The following is an 18,261-nucleotide window of genomic DNA, read 5'->3' on the forward strand; positions in this document are numbered from 1 at the left end:
ATGCCACGTTGCTGTTGGTGGTGCTCAAGCCAGTCGAGGTCGAAGTCGACAACGAGCCCACACTGCTGTTGGTCGTGCTCAAGCCAGTCGACGTCGAAGTCGACAACGATGCCACGTTGCTGTTGGTTGTGCTCAAGCCAGTCGAAGTCGATGTCGACAACGATGCCACACTACTGTTGGTCGTGCTCAAACCAGTCGAAGTCGAGGTCGACAGCGAGGCCACGCTACTGTTGGTTGTGCTCAAGCCAGTCGAAGTCGAGGTCGACAGCGAGGCCACGCTACTGTTGGTTGTGCTCAAGCCAGTCGAAGTCGAGGTCGACAGCGAGGCCACGCTACTGTTGGTTGTGCTCAAGCCGGTCGAAGTCGACGTCGACAACGATGCCACGCTACTGTTGGTCGTGCTCAAACCAGTCGAAGTCGAGGTCGACAGCGACGAAACACTGCTATTTGTGGTGCTCAGGCCGGTAGACAACGAACCAATTTGCGAAGTGACAGAACCGACCGACGACGACAGCGAAGTCACCGCAGTGTTGGTTGCATAGAGCTGCGAACCATTGATGGCGTCGGTGCTGGTGGCGCTGATCTGGCCTGCGGCCACATTAGTGACCTGGCGCTCCTTACCTGCACTGCCTACCGATACCACACCTGCCGGCGCCCCGCCGGCGAAGGTATAAGCCGTACCGCCAATGGTCGCACCGGTAGTCGGCACCGCTGCTGCCGCCACCGTACTGCCCTGGCCCAGCGCCACGTTGCTGCCCGTGGTGCCGGCTGCAATGCTCGCACCTTGACCCAATACTGTCGCATTGGCGTTGCCGTTGTCGGTCGACTGATTACCCAGTACCGTCGATGCGGCGCCCGTCGCACTCGCACCGAAACCGCCGGCGCTGGCATTGGCGCCGCTCGATACCGGTTGCACCGCCGTCACGCTGTTGTCCGAGACGAACGGACCAGTCTTGCCGTTGGTGATGTTGGTGACTGTCGTGCCCAAGGCATTTACCGCTGTGTCGGTCGCAAACAGTTGCGAACCGTTCACTGCGTCAGTGGATGTTCCGCTGACCCGGCCGGCTGCCACATTGGTGATCGTCCGTTCGTTACCGACACTGCCAACGCTCACCGTGCTGGCCGGTGTGGTGCCGGCAAAGTTGTACGCAGTGCCGTTGATGGTCGCACCGGTAGTCGCGACCACAGCAGCCGTCGTGCTGCCAGCACCCAAGGCTACCGCACTCACATTGGTGGATGACGCCCCGGAGCCGAGAGCGACCCCTTGCGTCGCTGCAGCCGATACTGTTGCCGCATCTCCCAAAGCAATTGAGCCAGCGTTGTTCGCTTGCGATACATTGCCCAGGGCCACAGAACCCTGACCTGTTGCGACGTTGGTATTACCAAGTGCCACGGCACCTTGACCATTGGCAGTATTGTTGGCGCCCATCGCCACGGCGCCGGTGCCGGTGGCTGTGTTCGGGTCGCCGATGGCTACCGCGCCGTTGCCACTCGCGGTATTGCCGACACCGATCGAGACTGCCTTGCCGCCCGTCGCAGTGGCTGTCTGGCCTATCGCTATCGCCCCGGCTGCATCCGCCTTTGCTCCAGTGCCCTGGGCTATCGAATTGCCTCCTGTCGCTTGTGCGCCATTGCCCAAGGCAATGTCGTTGGCCGTCGCCGGTGTGCCGCTGACGCCAGCCACCGCATTCAGACCTTGAGCGATCGAGTCATTGCCATAGGCATTGGCCACAGGTCCCGCCGCAATCGCATTGGCGCCGGTCGCACCGTTGTTGGTGTAGTTCGCCAGCTGCGCGCCCCCGTCGTTGACACTGTAATAGTGCGGCGCGCTGACCGAGAGCGTCGAAATCGCTTGATTGGTGGCGAACAACTGCGAGCCGTTGACGGCATCGGTGGACGTCGCCGACAGCCGGCCTGCGGCCACGTTAGTGATCTGCCGTTCGCCGCCTGTGCTGCCCACGCTCACCACGCTCGTCGGCGACGCACCGGCGAAAGTATATGTCGTGCCGCCAATGCTCGTGCTCGCGGTAGGATTGGCCGCCGCCGTCACACTACCGGATCCCAGCGCCACATCGCCGACACTCGTCGTCGCTGTCGCGCCGTTGCCAAGCGCGACGTTGCCGCTGGCCTGCCCTGTAACGCCTGCCGTCGAATTCTGGCCGAGCGCCACCGATCCCGGTCCATAGGCAGCGTTGGTGTTGCCGATGGCGACCGCGCCATTGCCGTTCGACGTGTTGTTCGCACCTACGGTCACTGCACCCGTACCGGTGGACGAGTTCGGATCGCCGATCGCCACCGCGCCGTTGCCGGAAGCAGTTTGCTGTTCACCGATCGCTACAGCGCCGGTTCCTGAAACGGCCTGCGATTTATAACCTGCCGCCACCGAGCCGAGACCGGCTGCTGCCGCCACCGTATTGCTATCTCCCAGCGCCACTGTAGAGGCGGCCAAAGCCTTGGACCCTAGGCCGATTGCAGTCGAGTTGGTGCCCGAGCTAGTAGCTCCGTTACCGAGCGCCACCGCCCCGCTGACAGTTGCTGCTGCCTGGTCGCCGATGGCGACCGTTTCAGCCGCCGCCGCCGAGGCTAGCCGCCCAACCGCAACGGAGGAAGTGCCTGCGGCATTAGCGCTAACGCCAAACGCACTTGAACTGTTTGCGCTGCTGGCTGCGCCGGTACCCACCGCCGTGGAATAATCTCCACTGGCGTTCGAAAATGCGCCAAGAGCGCTTGTCTGAGCACCCGTAGCGCGCGCGCTCGCACCACCGGCAACCGCGTACGCTCCAGATGCGGTAACGCCAAAGCCCAACGCGCTGGCTTCGTATCCCGAACCTAATGAACCTTGCCCAACCACCGTGGAGTAGTCGCCAGCACCTTGCGCTGACTCGCCTACAGCTATGGCATGCGCCCCCTCGGCCGTGGTGCCGTTACCAATCGCCACACCATATAAACCGTCGGCATGTGCATTTGGGCCGACCACCACTGCAGAAGCAGCGCTATAGCTGTTCGCCCCAATAGAAATGCTGTCATCACCAACGGAATTGGCTCCATAGCCCAGGGACTCCGAGTTGGTTCCCTTTGCCTGAGAGTGAACGCCGAGAGCCATCGATTGGTACCCATAGGCATTGGCGGCATTGCCAATGGCAACTGCCGCATACGCTTCGGCTTGAGTTGCGGCCCCAAGGGCCACGGTAAAGATATTGTCTGAGTGTGCGGAATAGCCCAAGGCGGTTGCCCCGTAGCCGTTGCCGATAACCGCGAACCCAACGGCGGTGTTATAACTACCAGAGGCGGCGACGGAGCCGCCAATCGCAACCGTTCCGGTATCGGGGCCGTATGCCGGAAACGAGTTACCGGCGCCGATAATCACAGTGCCCCAACCGCAGTTAGAACCATATTGGCAGAATGTTTGCGACCAAGCCGCACCTGGCATGGCAAGCGCGCCGACCACCATCAGCGCGGGAGCTAAGAGAAGAAAACCGTCATACAGTTTCTTTTCGCGCGACGTCGGGCCCGAAGCAAAGGATGCTATATCTCCTACGGCCACCGACGAAGATTTTGATTTTCCACGTCCTCCCACTTTACTTATTTCAGACACCGCGACGAAAGTTCCATGCGCTTCACTCCACACACTCCGATAGATTTTGTTCATGATGTCTTCCCTTGTATTAATAAGTAATTTTTATGTTGTTAATCAATTTCAATTTCTTTGCAAAAAATTTCTATGCATCTATGAACTTGCCTGCCACGATGAAGCGCCGGTACACAGAATTGAAAATTTACAATGGTCTACATTCATACCTACTCCTCATAATTCAGGTTTACAAACGATAAAAAATGCTGTGTGCAGATTATTTTTGGCAATCAAGCCCAGTGCGCCCCTGGCAAAAACCAACTTGGGCGCCCAGAAAAACATGAGTAATCTGTATCTGAAAAATTGGTGCCGGCTAGCTATCACTGCTGTGACGCCTGCTCGCCGGCCCGCGCCGGATGTGCGGCAAGCGTCGACAAGGCCAGCGTGAGGCGGCGCCAATGGCGATATGTATTGGGTACAGCCATTCCCATTTCTTGCCAGGCGTGGTGGAGCCAGCCTTCAACTCCCTCGGCAAGCACGAAGTTTCCCCTTGGCAAATGACAGAAGACATAAATTTCTCCCCGTTTTTTTCTTACATTTACTGTAAGTTACAATCAGTTAAGTGACTGTCAGAGAGTGTCAAATCCAGGCGCGAAAAGGATAAATTTTGTTAAATCTCCGCAGGGATTAATGAGGCAGTCAGGAGTTTGTTTTGTGGTGTAAGGTTCAATGGCATACGGTGGCGCTATTGATACCCAACAGCACGCTGCCGCATTCGGTCTTGCAACCGGTCAAGGCAGCTGCCTTACCGTCGATCGTGAAAGTGGGATGCCCTTCAACAATCTTATTAGTGCCATGCCTGGGGCAACTTACTTGATCGCCGATACGTGCAATGGCCTTACCGTCAATTAACCGGTTTCCCGAGCCGGAAAGAACGACGCCGCCGTGATCGGTGCAGTCGCCGACAACAATCATGTACAAATTCATTTACCTCCCCCTTTATCAGCCATGCGCCAAGAATATTTCGCACCGAAACAGTTTTAGAGAACGCGCCGGCTTTTACAGCCTCGACTATTGGCGGGCTCAAGTATTCGACTCTTTTCCGGAGCCATGCAAAATGCTATCCGATTTGCATCTTGCAATTTGTCAGAGATTGTCATGACTCCTGCATTTCTGCATCGTGCTTGACCAAATGAACGATACAGTGCGGCCGCCCGGCAAGGCATCCTCATCAGTTGACTGATATCAATATCGATACCAAGGACGCAAAAAAAATCATTAGTACGTGATGTGGATTGTTAATACGATGGCGCATCCACGATATGCCTGTCATGTTGCGGTTGGTCGCCCGCTGAATAAAAACATAGCCGTTGCGACAGAAATAAAATCTCTAAAAATCAAAAATTATCAGGAGACCAAATCATGTTTCGTCCTTCCCGGCTGCTGCGTGCAGCCATGCTCATGCTGACTCTCGCTTTAGGCAGCTCATCTGCAGTAGCGGGGGTGACCGCAAATCAGATAGGCGTTCCCCCGGCTCCGATGGGCTGGGCCACCTGGAACAGCTTCGCCAGCAACATCAGCTACGCCATCGTCAAGGCGCAGGTCGATGCTTTCGTCGCAGCCGGGTTGCCGGCCGCCGGCTACCGCTACATCAACATCGATGAAGGCTGGTGGAAAGGGACCCGCGACGGCAACGGCAACATCACCGTGGACGCCGCTCAGTGGCCCGGCGGCATGACCGCCATCGTCAACTACATTCACAGCAAAGGGCTCAAGGCAGGGATCTACACTGACGCCGGCAAGAGCGGTTGCGGCTACTATTTCCCCACTCCCTCCACCCAGCCGGCCTATGCGGGCACAGGCATCGAAGGCCATGAACTCCAGGACGCCGTGCAGTTCCAGAATTGGGGCTTCGATTTCGTAAAGGTGGATTGGTGCGGCGGCCAGGCCGAAAAACTCGACCCGCAAACAACTTATACCCGCATCAGCAATGCGATCGCTTCAGCAACCGCGACCACTGGGCGCTCAATGGTTCTGTCGCTCTGCGAGTGGGGCGTTAACCAGCCCTGGAACTGGGCCGCCGGCCTCGGGACCATGTGGCGGACCAGCAACGACATTGTGATCTTTGGGAACGCTCCATCGACCGTCAACATGCTGTTCAATTTCGATCAAACTCTGCACCCGGCGGCTCAGCATACCGGCTACTATAACGATCCCGACATGATGATGGTCGGGATGCCAGGGCTCTCGGCCGCGCAAAATCAGATGCATATGGGATTGTGGGCAATTGTTGGCGCACCGCTGATGGCGGGTAACAATTTGGCCCAGATGACGGCATCCACTACAGCGATACTGACGAACAGCAAAGTCATCGCAATCGCTCAGGACCCGCGTGGCTTGCAAGGCGTGAAGGTGGCGGAGGACAGCAGCGGTCTGCAGGTGTATAGCAAAATTCTGAGTGGCGCCGGCAATCGCGCAGTGCTGCTACTCAACCGTACATCGGCCGCTGCGCCGATCACCGTGCGCTGGGCCGACATCGGCTTGAGTGCAGTGGCGGCGGTCCAGGACGCATGGTCAGGCGCGGGGCTAGGAAGCCCTGCGACCGGATACACGGCTAGCGTTCCTGCAGGCGCTTCAGTTCTGGTCACCGTTGCCGGCACCGAAACGGCGGGAGTCACTTACGAGGCGGAGGCCACGGGCAACACCTTGAGCGGGACTGCGGCCGTGACGTCTTGCGCCAATTGCTCGGGCGGTTCGGAGGTCAAATTTGTCGGCAAAGGCGCGACACTGACATTTAACGGCATTAATGCAGCGGCAGCCGGCGTCAATCTCGCCACTGTTGCTTACGTGAATGGAGATTCGGCCGCACGCACAGCCACGCTACAGGTGAACGGGCAAGTGCCGACTACGGTTTCTTTTCCTTCAACCGGTTCCTGGAGCACGCCGGGCACAGTCTCGCTTTTGCTGTCTTTAGCCAAGGGCTCGGCCAATACGATGACTTTCAGCAACGCCAACAGCTGGACGCCGGACTTCGACGCCGTCGCCATCCAGCCAATTAATGGCACGAACGGCGTTGCGCTGGCGGGCAAGCAATCCGGCCGCTGTCTCGACATTCCCGACAACAGCATTGTCGATGCTACGCAGGCCGACCTGTGGGACTGCAACGGTGGACCGAACCAGACCTTGACCGTCACCTCGCGTAGTGAATTGTCACTAGGCAGCAACAAGTGTCTGGACGCCTACAACAACGGCACCACCAATGGCACCAAGGTCGTCATTTGGTCGTGCAACGGCCAGACCAATCAAAAGTGGTCCTTCAATTCGAACGGCACTGTTACCAACCAGCTTTCAGGCCTCTGCCTCGATGTGACCGCATACGGCACCACCAATGGCACTCCGCTTCAGCTATGGACCTGCGTTGCCGGCAGCCTGACTCAGCAGTGGTTGCGCAAATAGCAAACGCAACAAGCCGGTAAGCAACAAGTCGATCAATAAGGCCTTGCGTCGTCAACGAAAAACCCACGACAGACAATGCTTGTCGTGGGTTTCATCGCCGCAAGATAGCGCGCGCCTACATGGCGCTTAAATCGTTCCGTTTAAGCTACGGCCAAATTGTCAGCAGCTCATTAAGGCATTTCCTAGGTAAATTTCCATTTTCCCTACAAAACATTCAATATTTCCTTATGGGTCATTTCAGCAGTATTGATTACCCTTCGCATGCCATATGACCACATTGTCCGCACTGAAATGAGCGCCCTCATCAAAAGCGATGGACGCTTTGCGGAGGACTCAGCGTAGTTTATTGGGCGGGGACGAGCTCAGTCTCAAACGGCTGCTCGATTGATATTTGGAAAAAGAATTTTATGCAATTCCGTCGTCATTTTTTATCTTTTGTATTGCCGTTGTTTGTTGGAGTTTTCGCACTGTCATCAGCCAGCTTTGCCGAATCCGGTGTATCTGAGCAGAGAATTCTATTGGGGCAATCTGCCGCCTTTTCCGGCCCTGCGGCACAACTGGGCATCCAGGTGAATGCCGGCGCCAAGCTGTATTTCGATGCTGTCAATGAGACTGGCGGCGTGTATGGCCGGCGAATTGAAATTATCAAGGCCGACGACAAGTACGATGCCGACCTGGCCGCAGCAAACACCAAGCATCTGATCGAGAAAGACGATGTGTTTGCCTTGTTCGGCTATGTCGGCACGCCGACCAGCAATGCGGCGGTACCGATTTTTACGCGGGCCGACGTGCCATTTTTTGCTCCGGTAACCGGCGCGCAATCATTGCGTGCGCCATTGATCCACCAAGTCTTCAATGTGCGCGCCAGTTATTATGAGGAGACCCAGCATCTGGTGGAAAAGCTGGTCAATACCGGTATCAGGAATATCGCTGTTTTCTATCAGAATGACGCCTATGGCCGAGCTGGACTGGAAGGGGTGCAACTGGCGCTGCAGAAGCTGCAGATAAATATGGTGGAAACCGCCACGGTAGAACGCAACAGTACCGATGTCGCCCAGGCAGTCAGTAAAATCCTGCCGAAACGTCCCGACGCCATCATCCAGATCAGTGCCTACGCGTCGTGCGCCGCCTATATCAAGGAGATGCGCAAGGCCGGTTATAACGGCCAGTTCTACAACGTCTCTTTCGTCGGCAGCCAGGCGCTGGCGAATGCGCTCGGCAAGGAAGGCAACGGCGTCGTGATCTCGCAAGTCATGCCCTTCCCCTGGTCGTCGGCCGTCCCGGTCGTCGCCGAATACAAGAGGCTCATGGCAAAGTCGGGTATCAAGGATCCTGATTTTTCCAGCCTGGAAGGTTTTATTGCCGCCAAAGTTTTCACAGAGGGATTGAAGCGGGCCGGCAAGGACCTGACACGCGCCAAGCTGGTGAAGGCGTTGGAAACCATCAACATGCACAACTATGACGGCGGCGGCTTCGATGTCAATTTCTCAGCCAGCAGCCACAGCGGCTCGAAATATGTCGACATGACGATGATTACCAAAGACGGCAAATTCCTGAATTGATGTGCCGAAATGATGAGTTCCGGCTGCCCTTCCCTGTCTTCTCGCCGCGGAAATCTGCCCATTTTTGTCAGGCACGATCCGTGCTCAGACCAAGATGTTGATTACTCTCATCTCATAAGTCATGAAAATAAAAATCCATGTTCCGTCGGCGATCGCTGCTGCCTTGATCTCGACGCTGAGCGCTTGCGGAGGCGGCGATAGCGCCAGCAGCACAACGAATGCGGCTAATCCAGCGGCACAGGCTACAACGACCAGCACGACCACGACCGGCGCCGTAACCGGCAGCACTTCGGGCACCTCGAGCACTTCGAGCGGCAGCACTGCCGCCAATACAACCGCCTCCACTGCTTCCACTGCTGTCACCGGCTCGACCACTACGGCGGTGACAGCGGTAGCGCTGATCGACATCAGCGCCGCGATCCTGGCCAACCAGAACATCGTCCTCAATGGCGATTCTGTCGTCAATCTCCCCGCCGGAACGACTACTTACAGTGGCGTTATTTCCGGCGCCGGCACGCTCACGCTGCGTGCTCCCAGCGGCTCGGGCACCCTGGTGCTCACCGCTGACAGCAACTTCACGCTGCCGGCCTCACAACAAACCGAGACCGCCACGCAGACCAAGAGCCCGACCGATCCCAACCACGTGCATTACTGGGTTATCCACAATCCCAATCCGCCGGCGGTGATAGTCAACGCCGGCGCCACATTGCAGCTGGGTACGCCATCGTCGACCGGCGGCAGCATCGGCAGCTACATACCAAACACTGCCGGCACGACGATCAATCTCGACAATTTCCAGATCGACGGCACCCTGGTCCTGGAATCCGGCCCGACACTTAACATGGGTATCCTGAGCGGCAGCGGCGTCATCCGGCGTCCGCCCATAGGCTCCACCGGCGGCACCGTCCGCTTCGTCGGCGACAATCCGTTCAGCGGCGTGTACTCGCAACTCTACGGCGGTTATTTCGGTGTCGACCATGTCATCTTCTCGATGCCGAATGCGACCATTTTCAGCAACGAGTCGTTCATCACCGCGGCGCCGGAGGGCTTGTTCGGCGATACCGCGGCCCACCTGCTGAAGTATCCGAAAACCATCTGGGAAAGCCACTACGGCGACGATATCAACACCAACTCCGGCCGGGTGATTTTTTCCGGCATCTACAGTTACAGCAACAGCGGCGACCAGCTGAAGCCGGCCTTGAGCGATCCCAGCCTGAACACCATGCTGGTGCAAAATGCCTCGGGCAGCCTCACCGGCGGCAATCATTCCAGTTTCCGCGGCATCAACATCGAGGGCGGCACGACCCAGTGGGGCGACGGCACAAGTAATCAATTCTTCCTGCCTTCGGCGCCATCGCCCGCTGCGCCCAATTCCGCTGTTAAAAATGCCTATATCAATCTGCATCGAGGGGCGACCCTGGTGTTCGATTACAACGGCAAGTACAGCTGCAACGTAAGTATTACGGGCGGCGGCGGCGGCCCGCGCGCCGACGGTTCGACCGGAATCGGCAACCTCACCATCGCCGCCACCGCCGGCAACTACGCGATACTGACCATGCCGCAGAACTACAACGGCATCACCACCATCGGCGCCGGCGCCACGCTGCAGATCGGCAACGGCGCGCCAGTCAGTGCGGTGCAGGCGACGGTGGGTGCGCCGACCGCAGCCGCGCCGTATGGCGCCATCACGCGCCTGACCACGGTGGCAACCTACAACGGGGACAGCAGTCTGCTGACCGCCGAATCGGCCAACGGCAGCCTCAGCAACGCCATCGTCGACAACGGCACGCTGATTATCAACAACACATCGACCGCCATCACCTTGTTGAACATCAGCGGCAGCGGTGCAGTCAAGCAGATTGGCGCCGCCGCCACCACCCTGTCGGGCGCCAACAGCTACAGCGGCGGCACTACCATCAGCAGCGGCACACTGAACGTGGCCAGCGCCACCGCGCTGGGCGGCGGCAGCGTCGTCAACGGCGCGGCCTTGGCGACCGCCGGCAGCCAGCATGCGATCAACATCAGCGGCAACTACACGCAGACTGCAAGCGGCAATCTCGCATTATCGATGGGCAGCGTGAACGATCAGCTCAAGGCCGGCGGACAGGCGCTTCTGGCCGGCAGCCTGACGCTCAACTTCGCCGCAACGCCGGCGCAAGGGAGCCGATTCGTGGTGGTGCAAGCTGCGGGCGGCGTCAGCGGAGGCTTCTCCAGCATCAGTGGTAACGGCGTTACTTTGGTGGGTGGACAGGACGCTACCAGTTACTACGTGACGGTGCAATGAGGGTGCAATGAAGAAAAATGCGAGCTGCGGCTAGCGCAGCTCGTATCGTGGGGAAATTCCTACAATGAAGCGCCTCAATCCCGCATGAAAATCAAGGCTTCCTGATACCTCGCTTCCTTTCCGCTGACTACTCTTGGAGCACGCCGATTTTATAAGTTAAAACAAAATGCCCAATCCCGTCCGCTATCGCTTTGCGCTTTCTGCCGCATCTTCCCTTTTGCTGATACCTGTGCTGAGTGTGAAACCCGGGACTGCCTATGCAGCCTGCATCACCTCTGGACAATCGACAATCTGCGACGCCAGTGCGGCGAATCCCTGGACCACGCCGGTTGGCAGAGGCAATCTGGCGACAGAGGATAGCCGGACAGTCACAGTCGGTACGGGCAGCCGGATCGCGGTCGGCGACGCAAACGCCATCAGCTTGCGCGACAATGCAAGCATAACGGTCCGGAACGGCGCCACGGTAAGCGCCAACGGGGTTCGCAACCCTGGACTATATAAGAGCGGCGCCAATACCATCGAGTTTCGCAATAACGGCACACTGACTGTCGCTCAAGGAGGCCAAGTCCTGGCGACCGGCACCGAAGTCAGTGCCGAAGCAGTCAATCCGCAAGGCAGCGGCAATCTCATCATCAACAATGGCACGATCAAGGCCGATCATGCGGTTGCCATCTGGTTTCAGAATGCGAGCGGGCTGAACACGATTGTCAACAACGAAACCGGAATCATCCAGGCGCCAGGCAATGTGATCGGCGCATCCGGCAACGGCGCGGTCGACTTTACCAACAGAGGACGGATCGTCGGCAACCTGGTTTTTTCCGGTGGCAATGACATCTTACGACTGTATACGGGATCGGTCATCACCGGCAAATTCGATGGCGGCGGAGGCAATAACACCCTCTTCCTGAGTGGGACTGGAAGCGCCTCCCTGCCCGGCAATATCACCAATTTCTCATCGCTCATCAAAAACGATTCGGGAACCTGGACGCTAACCACTCCCATCACTGGCGTCACGATTGCCGAAGTTCAGCAAGGCACGCTGGCATTGGCCGCTAACAACAGTGCCTATACCGGAAAAATGACCGTCGATGCGGCCGGCACGCTGCAGCTTGGAAACGGCGGTACGATCGGCAGCATTGCTGGCGATGTCGCAAACAATGGTGCGCTTGTCTTCAACCGTTCAGACAACGTGACTTTCGCTGGCGTGATTTCCGGGACCGGCTCTGTTACGCAGGCCGGCGCTGGCATGACAGTGCTAAATGCGGACAATCCATATACCGGGGGAACGATCGTCGCGGCCGGCATACTGGCGGTGGGCGACGCCTCCCACGCGAATGCAGCATTGTCCGGCGGCGGCAATACGACCGTCTCGTCAGGCGCCGTGCTCGGCGGTTACGGCGGCGTCACAGGGTCCGTGACCAACAACGGCACCGTCGCGGTGGCCAATGCTTTGTCGCCGTTTGCCGGTTCGGGCAACGGCGCCTTTACGATCAACGGCACATTGGTGAATACCGGCCTGGTGCAAATCGGCGGCCAGGGTGTTGGCAACCGGCTCAATGTTGCCGGCAACTATGTCGGCCGCAACGGCAGCATCGCGCTCAACACTTACCTGGCAGGCGACGGCGCGGCGTCGGACCGGCTGGTGATTAACGGCGGCGCCGCCAGCGGAGCGTCGAGTTTGCGCATCACGAATATCGGCGGCCCCGGGGCCGCCATCGTCGCTGACGGCATTGAAGTGGTGCAGGCTGTGAACGGGGCGACGACCACCGCAAGCGCATTCACGCTGGCCGGCCCGCTCAAGGCTGGCGCATATTCTTACTATCTTGCCAAAGGCGGCGTGACCAGCGGCACGTCCGAAAACTGGTATCTGCGCAACACCTTGCCGCAAATGCCCGCTACGCCTCAAACCGCACCTCAAACTGCGCCTCAAGCTACACCTCCAAGCACGACCTTGGTCGCACCTGTAACTGCCTCCCCCGCCACGCCATTGACTACACCCGCAGTCACCCGGCCAACGACAAGCTCCGACGCAATCCCGCTGTATCGCCCCGAAGTGCCGATTTATGCGGAAATTGCCGGTGTCGCCCGGCAGATGAACATCCAGCAGCTCGACAACTTCCATGGCCGCCAGGGAGAGCAATCGCTGCTGACCGAGAACGGCGCGTTGCCGGCCGCATGGGGGCGTGTCTGGGGCAGCAGCACCCGGCAACGGCAGAGCGGCACTGTCAATCCCGAATTCGATGGGTCCATGACGGGGATGCAGGCCGGCCACGACATCTATGCCGACACCAGCGCTAGCGGTCAACGCAACCATTACGGTCTGTTTGCCGGCTTTGCGCACGCCGCTGGGAATGTCAGCGGCTTTGCGATGGCCATGCAAAATCGCGATGTCGGCAAGCTGTCGGTCGACGCCTACAGCCTGGGCGCTTACTGGACTCAGGTCGGCCCCGGTGGCTGGTACGCAGATACAGTCCTGATGGGAAGTTCATTGTCGGCAGATCCGCGTTCGCGTGATGGCGTCGGCGCCACCACCCATGGCAGCGCGCTCATCGGATCGATCGAGGGCGGCCTGCCAATTCCGCTTGGCGCAGGTGCAAGCATCGAACCTCAGGCGCAAGTGATCTGGCAAAATCTGCGGTTCAACGATTTGCACGACGGCGTGTCGGCTGTGGGTTTCAACCACGGCAACGCGTTCCTGGCACGTCTCGGCATGCGCTTGCAAGACCGGTATGAGACGGCGGCAGCGACCTGGCTGCCGTATCTGCGGCTGAGCCTGCTGCGTAGTTCCGGCGTTCACGACACTAGCAATTTTGACGGTGCGACAGCCATTTCCACCAGAGCGAATCAGACTGCGGGCCAGCTAAATTTTGGCCTGGCCGCAAAAATCGGCAAATCGACCAGCGCGTTCGTGACCGCAAGCTACACCGGCAATCTCGGTGGAACCCGACAGCGCACGGTGATGGCGGATGCGGGCACGCGCTGGAGCTGGTAAGCGCCGCTGCAACGGCAGGATGCGCATCAATATGGCAGGAATTCCATCCTGGGTCTCGCATTGAGAGCTCTGCTTGAATTCACATAGCTGCTGAGCCATTCATAATGCGCTTCGATTTCGGCCAGCAGCTGAGTGGCTTTTTCGCGCACCGAATTATCTACATCGCTATGGTTCGCCAGGCCATCCAGAATGGCGTCGGCAAGCCTGCCGTAAAACTGCAGCTGAGGCTGGCCGCCGCTGACGTTCTCCCATTCCTCAAGAAAAATGGCGTCGAAAGTCAGGCTTTCTATGAATCGTGCAGCACTGGTTGTCTCATCCAGATTAAAAGAACGCAATATTTGCGCCAGCAACAGTGCATCGTCGTCTGAAATCTTTTGTATCATGTTGTCCACCCCTTCGATCTGAAAAGCGCGAATAGCGGTAAAAAACTCATACGGATAGTTCGATGTATTCACCGCCCGGCCAAGCATTGAAAATATTGCAAAACAGCGATTAACTACGATTACGGCATCGGATGATTTCGATGATTTCCTGGCATCGAAAGCAAATCCAGCGTTTTGAATTTCTGCGCAAAACGTGACTGCCCTCGCCTGCCGCTACCTCTCCCTGGTGATTCGTGCAGAATCTCCTGCCGGCGACAGCGGTTGCCGCTGACGTACTCGCACTGATTGCTGGCGGAGCAATTTTTCGAAGAGTCGGGGTCATCAGCGGCTACCTTCCTGATCTGCTTAAGTCCTATATCCGATAGTGAATAGTGTCAAAGAAAATTCCAATCAGGCCTTCCTGAAAACCATGTAAGAATTTCCTTCAGTGCCGCAAGTAATTCCGCCTGCCAGTCGATCCAAATTGGATCGATAGAGACAAAAAGTTGCCGCTTGAAAACACTGCGGCGCGCAAGTTTTCATAGCGGGATTAAGGATTTCCCTACAATCGGCAACGCTGAGCCTACGGAAATATCAAGATTCCCTGATACCCCGAATTCGTCGCATTGCTTAGTCTTGCAACGTGCCCGTCGATAAAAAAAATACGTTACATGCACGTACGTTACATACGCCGCTAGCCTGGCAAGCAGCTGTCGACTGAATTACCGCGTCTTTGAAGGAAGAATCCATGCCGAATTGGCAATTAGGAAGTGCAAGCACGCAATTCCGCTACCTGACCATCACCTTCATCAGCAGCACTCGAATCGGCGTGCGCGATGCGTAAAGCTTCCTTCATATCCGTCAGATATCTCGCTGAGAAAGAATTCTTGCGCTATGACCTCCTGATGCAGATTGCGGATGAAAAAACGGTATTCAAATGGATCCCGTCCGAGCTCAAGCGTGCCTCGGTAGCACTTCTGGACATGCAGATTTTCAATGCTCGCGAGGAGCTTCCGGCTAACTGCGTGTGTATCTGGATTTCCGAATCCGGCTCCTATCCGGGCCGTAAAGGCGACATGACTTTGCCGCCCAATTTTGGCGTTTCGGATTTGATTAACGCATTGGATCGAGCCGCTTTGCGATTGCTCGACATGAAGGCCGTTGAGGACAGGCCGGATATTGAATCTGAACCGCTTTCACAAAAAACCTACCGCATCTCGAAATGGGTCAGTCTCGAACACGGCTTTTCTACTCTCCGCTTTAAAAAAATTCTTGCGGTCATGACAAAACAAGAGATCAGCTGGGGCTGGCTGTTGACATATGGCGGCTTAACGGAACGTGATGCCATTCTGTTCCTTGATGAATTGAGAAAGAAAAGCGCGCTTGTCGAAAGGGATAAAGTGTTCCTCATTCATGAACGCATCAAGCACGAATCGAGACCGATCTCTCTTGAGCAAAAGGAAGTCGGCGTCGGCTTGTTCATCAAAAAAATCAATCAGTGGCTGGGCCGTTCTCGTTCACAAGAGTTGGAGAAAACCCAATAGTGTCCATACTTCGGATTGTTCTGCTAGGGCCGATGGGGATCGGAAAAACCACGGCCATTCGCTCTCTGTGCGGCGATCTCATGGTCGATTGCGATGTTCCCAACATGGATCCATCATCTGTCGCTAAAGAAAGCACCACTGTCGGCGCCGATTTCGGTGTGGTGGAACTGGATGGCGGCGAGCAACTGCATATTTACGGCAGCCCCGGACAGGATCGTTTCGACTTCGTGCGCGGCTGGCTGCTCTCCATGTCTATCGGCGTCATCGTGATGATCGACGCTAACCAGCCAGACGCGATTCAAGTGGCAACGCAATATATTCGCACTGTGCTTTCGGTATCCGAGAGCATGCCATGCATGCTGTTGCAGGCACGCCCAATCAGTGCCGAGGCGGCTGACCGCTTTGCATCGGCAATCACCAACGTACTAGGCATGCCGGTGGCGGTAATCGCTGCAGACGTACGGGAAAAATCCCAAATGCTTGACGCATTGGATATATTTTCCTCGTTGCTGGTAACAATATAAATTCAACATTCAAGAGACATGACAGTCAATCTCGCTTCAGCATCAATTGCAGCCCATCACGTATTCAATCAGATAGGCCTATCCCAAGACGGCATTTCCACTGTAGTCATGACCACGCTGGACGGGCAGGAAATCGCCATCTACGACCCGGGACAGAAATTCAGCGCGGTTCGCCTGGCGGCAATGACAAGCTCCCTGGTCGCGATTGCCCGCTCGGTAGGCCGGGAAGTGGATTTTCACGGATGCGATCGCTTGATGCTTGAAACTCCGTCCGGAAAAATCATCTTCCGTCCGGTCGGCAATGGACACCCTTATTTGCTTTGCATCGTTGTCAACCGGGACGCCATTCTGGGACACACGCTATGGACGGTCGACAAAATTGTCAGCAATTTCATCCAACAGCTAGGGCTCGATCATTGATGCCGTTTGTTGATCCGTTAATCCGCTTCATGCATCACTGCCGTTAGTCGGCCGACGGTGATGTTTCTGCTTCATTTAATGCCACTATCTACATTAGTAAGGGAAAAACATGAGTAACATGAATGTTATCGTTGATACATTGTTGAGCATCGATGGTGCACTGACGGCAGCAATTGTCGATAGCAATAGCGGCATGATCCTGGGTTCCGGCGGTGCCGGCGTTGATCTGGAACTGGCTGCTGCCGGCAATACCGAGGTAATGCGTTCCAAGATAAAAACCATGAAAAGCCTCGGTCTGAAAGACAGCATCGAAGATATCCTGATTACCCTCGGCAAGCAGTATCACATCTTGCGCCCGATCGACAAGCACGAAGGCTTGTTCATCTATGTCGTCCTGGACAAGAGCAAATCCAATCTGGCGCTGGCCCGCCGCAAGGTACTGGATGCAGAGCAAGCGTTGGTGATGTAAGCACTGCTGCATGCCCGGAAACCCGGAATTTGCGCACGCCAGGCAGCCATCGATGTCGATGGCTGCCTTATTTTTTTTGTTTTCAATGCCCGGCGCAGGCAGCTGCCTGGCTCAATCCCCGACCTTATCGGTTGGGAAGATAATCGAATCGCGCAACAGATATCCCATTGGCATATTCATGCTCTTGCCGAGCGGCGGCACCGGGCTCATGAACCATTTGTTGTAGATCTTGCGAAAATCTCCATCGTGCTCCATGTTCGCCATCTCGCGGTCGACCAATGTTTTAAACTCCGCATCGTCTTTACCTAGCATGATGGCATAGGGTTCCACCGACAATGCATCGCCGACGATCACGAATTCCCCGGGATTTTTCATGTTTGCGCGAAAGCCGAACAGGATAACGTCGTCCATCACGAAAGCGTCGGCCTGCCCTTTTTCAAGCATGCTGAACGATTCGGCGTGATCCGTACCCTCAACCAGATTCAAGGCCAGCGCCCTCACCTTATTTCTATCGTTTAATAACTTGATAGTAGTGGTGCCCTTGGTTGTCACGACTTTTTTCCCGCGCAAGTCGGCCCAGTTCTTGATGCCGGAATCGGCACGCACCGCCATCCGGACTCCCGCAAAAAAATGCGGCACGGTAAACGCCACCTGCTTGCGTCGTTCAGTATTGTTGGTGGTGGTGCCGCATTCCAGGTCGGCCTTGCCGCTGCTGATGGCGGCTATGCGGGTGGATGGCGTGACTGCCAGGTAGTTCACCTTCAATTGCGGCAATTTTAATTCCTGCCGTATGCCGTCAACGATTTTCGAACACAGATCGAGCGTGAAGCCGATCGGCCTTTTATCCCCATCCAGATACGAGAACGGCGCCGTGGTTTCCCGATAGGCAAGCGTGACAGTTTGGGCATCCTTGATTTTCGCCAACGTGGCGCCGGCAATTGCTGGCGGAGAGAAAAGCGATGAGCCCAGCAACAGCGAGACAAGAATGGAATATCCAGGCCGAGAAAAAACACCAGTGTGCATTGAACCACCTTGTTATATGAAGATAATAATGCGGCGTTCCCAAAAGTCCGCATT

The 18,261-nt window shown here is 56.8% G+C and carries 12 protein-coding genes; 8 read left to right on the plus strand and 4 right to left on the minus strand.

From position 1 onward, the window contains the following. Together KHU33_RS22305 and KHU33_RS22310 are read right to left on the minus strand one after the other, a co-directional pair. Positions 1 to 3,649: beta strand repeat-containing protein (locus KHU33_RS22305; RefSeq protein WP_268907140.1), on the minus strand; the 3,649-nt coding region annotated here is incomplete at its 3' end. A 648-nt stretch (positions 3,650 to 4,297) separates the two neighbouring features. After that, entirely contained in the window at positions 4,298 to 4,558 is a 261-nt protein-coding gene (locus tag KHU33_RS22310; protein ID WP_211467019.1) for a PAAR domain-containing protein, read from the minus strand. Between the two features lie 435 nt (positions 4,559 to 4,993). Here KHU33_RS22310 and KHU33_RS22315 point away from each other — a divergent pair, with 435 nt between their 5' ends. The 4 genes from KHU33_RS22315 to KHU33_RS22330 all read left to right on the plus strand — a co-directional run bounded on the left by KHU33_RS22315 (position 4,994) and on the right by KHU33_RS22330 (position 13,865). After that, complete coding sequence (locus KHU33_RS22315) at positions 4,994 to 7,027, plus strand: ricin-type beta-trefoil lectin domain protein (RefSeq protein WP_211467021.1); 2,034 nt, start codon at positions 4,994 to 4,996, stop codon at positions 7,025 to 7,027. 407 nt (positions 7,028 to 7,434) lie between these two features. Next, a complete protein-coding gene (locus tag KHU33_RS22320; protein ID WP_211467023.1) occupies positions 7,435 to 8,589 on the plus strand; it encodes an ABC transporter substrate-binding protein in 1,155 nt (384 codons plus the stop codon). Positions 8,590 to 8,710: 121 nt separating this feature from the next. Continuing rightward, positions 8,711 to 10,873 carry an autotransporter-associated beta strand repeat-containing protein gene (locus KHU33_RS22325; RefSeq protein WP_211467025.1) on the plus strand — a complete coding sequence of 721 codons (2,163 nt, stop codon included), beginning with the start codon at positions 8,711 to 8,713 and terminating at the stop codon, positions 10,871 to 10,873. A 166-nt stretch (positions 10,874 to 11,039) separates the two neighbouring features. Beyond that, positions 11,040 to 13,865 (plus strand): autotransporter family protein, encoded by a 2,826-nt coding sequence (locus KHU33_RS22330; protein ID WP_211467027.1) that lies wholly within the window; start codon positions 11,040 to 11,042, stop codon positions 13,863 to 13,865. A gap of 26 nt (positions 13,866 to 13,891) precedes the next feature. Here the strand turns inward: KHU33_RS22330 and KHU33_RS22335 are convergent, their stop codons facing one another. After that, positions 13,892 to 14,248, minus strand: a complete 357-nt coding sequence (locus tag KHU33_RS22335) for a hypothetical protein (protein WP_211467029.1) — start codon at positions 14,246 to 14,248, stop codon at positions 13,892 to 13,894. Between the two features lie 815 nt (positions 14,249 to 15,063). Here KHU33_RS22335 and KHU33_RS22340 point away from each other — a divergent pair. The 4 genes from KHU33_RS22340 (at position 15,064) to KHU33_RS22355 (ending at position 17,184) form a co-directional block, all read left to right on the plus strand. Continuing rightward, on the plus strand, positions 15,064 to 15,771 hold the full coding sequence (locus KHU33_RS22340) for a hypothetical protein (protein ID WP_211467031.1): 708 nt from the start codon (positions 15,064 to 15,066) through the stop codon (positions 15,769 to 15,771). A gap of 104 nt (positions 15,772 to 15,875) precedes the next feature. After that, positions 15,876 to 16,295 carry a GTPase gene (locus KHU33_RS22345; protein ID WP_230414484.1) on the plus strand — a complete coding sequence of 140 codons (420 nt, stop codon included), beginning with the start codon at positions 15,876 to 15,878 and terminating at the stop codon, positions 16,293 to 16,295. A gap of 18 nt (positions 16,296 to 16,313) precedes the next feature. Continuing rightward, positions 16,314 to 16,715: a roadblock/LC7 domain-containing protein gene (locus KHU33_RS22350; RefSeq protein ID WP_211467033.1), complete on the plus strand. Its 402-nt coding sequence runs from the start codon at positions 16,314 to 16,316 to the stop codon at positions 16,713 to 16,715. Positions 16,716 to 16,824: 109 nt separating this feature from the next. Further along, the gene (locus KHU33_RS22355) at positions 16,825 to 17,184 is read left to right on the plus strand and encodes a hypothetical protein (protein WP_211467035.1); all 360 of its coding nucleotides are present in this window, start codon (positions 16,825 to 16,827) and stop codon (positions 17,182 to 17,184) included. 111 nt (positions 17,185 to 17,295) lie between these two features. Here the strand turns inward: KHU33_RS22355 and KHU33_RS22360 are convergent, their stop codons facing one another. Continuing rightward, positions 17,296 to 18,207 (minus strand): amino acid ABC transporter substrate-binding protein, encoded by a 912-nt coding sequence (locus KHU33_RS22360; RefSeq protein ID WP_211467037.1) that lies wholly within the window; start codon positions 18,205 to 18,207, stop codon positions 17,296 to 17,298. Positions 18,208 to 18,261 lie beyond the last annotated feature (54 nt).

The sequence above is a fragment of the Collimonas silvisoli genome, from assembly GCF_018305005.1.
Lineage (GTDB): Bacteria > Pseudomonadota > Gammaproteobacteria > Burkholderiales > Burkholderiaceae_D > Collimonas > Collimonas silvisoli.

What these genes read in the sequence shown, in the direction of transcription:
- KHU33_RS22330 (WP_211467027.1), top strand. Translation starts at nt 11,040, where the DNA reads ATGCCCAATCCCGTCCGCTATCGCTTTGCGCTTTCTGCCGCATCTTCC.
- KHU33_RS22325 (WP_211467025.1), top strand. Translation starts at nt 8,711, where the DNA reads ATGAAAATAAAAATCCATGTTCCGTCGGCGATCGCTGCTGCCTTGATC.
- KHU33_RS22355 (WP_211467035.1), top strand. Translation starts at nt 16,825, where the DNA reads ATGAGTAACATGAATGTTATCGTTGATACATTGTTGAGCATCGATGGT.
- KHU33_RS22340 (WP_211467031.1), top strand. Translation starts at nt 15,064, where the DNA reads ATGCGTAAAGCTTCCTTCATATCCGTCAGATATCTCGCTGAGAAAGAA.
- KHU33_RS22335 (WP_211467029.1), bottom strand. Translation starts at nt 14,248, where the DNA reads ATGATACAAAAGATTTCAGACGACGATGCACTGTTGCTGGCGCAAATA.
- KHU33_RS22345 (WP_230414484.1), top strand. Translation starts at nt 15,876, where the DNA reads ATGGATCCATCATCTGTCGCTAAAGAAAGCACCACTGTCGGCGCCGAT.
- KHU33_RS22315 (WP_211467021.1), top strand. Translation starts at nt 4,994, where the DNA reads ATGTTTCGTCCTTCCCGGCTGCTGCGTGCAGCCATGCTCATGCTGACT.
- KHU33_RS22310 (WP_211467019.1), bottom strand. Translation starts at nt 4,558, where the DNA reads ATGAATTTGTACATGATTGTTGTCGGCGACTGCACCGATCACGGCGGC.
- KHU33_RS22360 (WP_211467037.1), bottom strand. Translation starts at nt 18,207, where the DNA reads ATGCACACTGGTGTTTTTTCTCGGCCTGGATATTCCATTCTTGTCTCG.
- KHU33_RS22350 (WP_211467033.1), top strand. Translation starts at nt 16,314, where the DNA reads ATGACAGTCAATCTCGCTTCAGCATCAATTGCAGCCCATCACGTATTC.
- KHU33_RS22320 (WP_211467023.1), top strand. Translation starts at nt 7,435, where the DNA reads ATGCAATTCCGTCGTCATTTTTTATCTTTTGTATTGCCGTTGTTTGTT.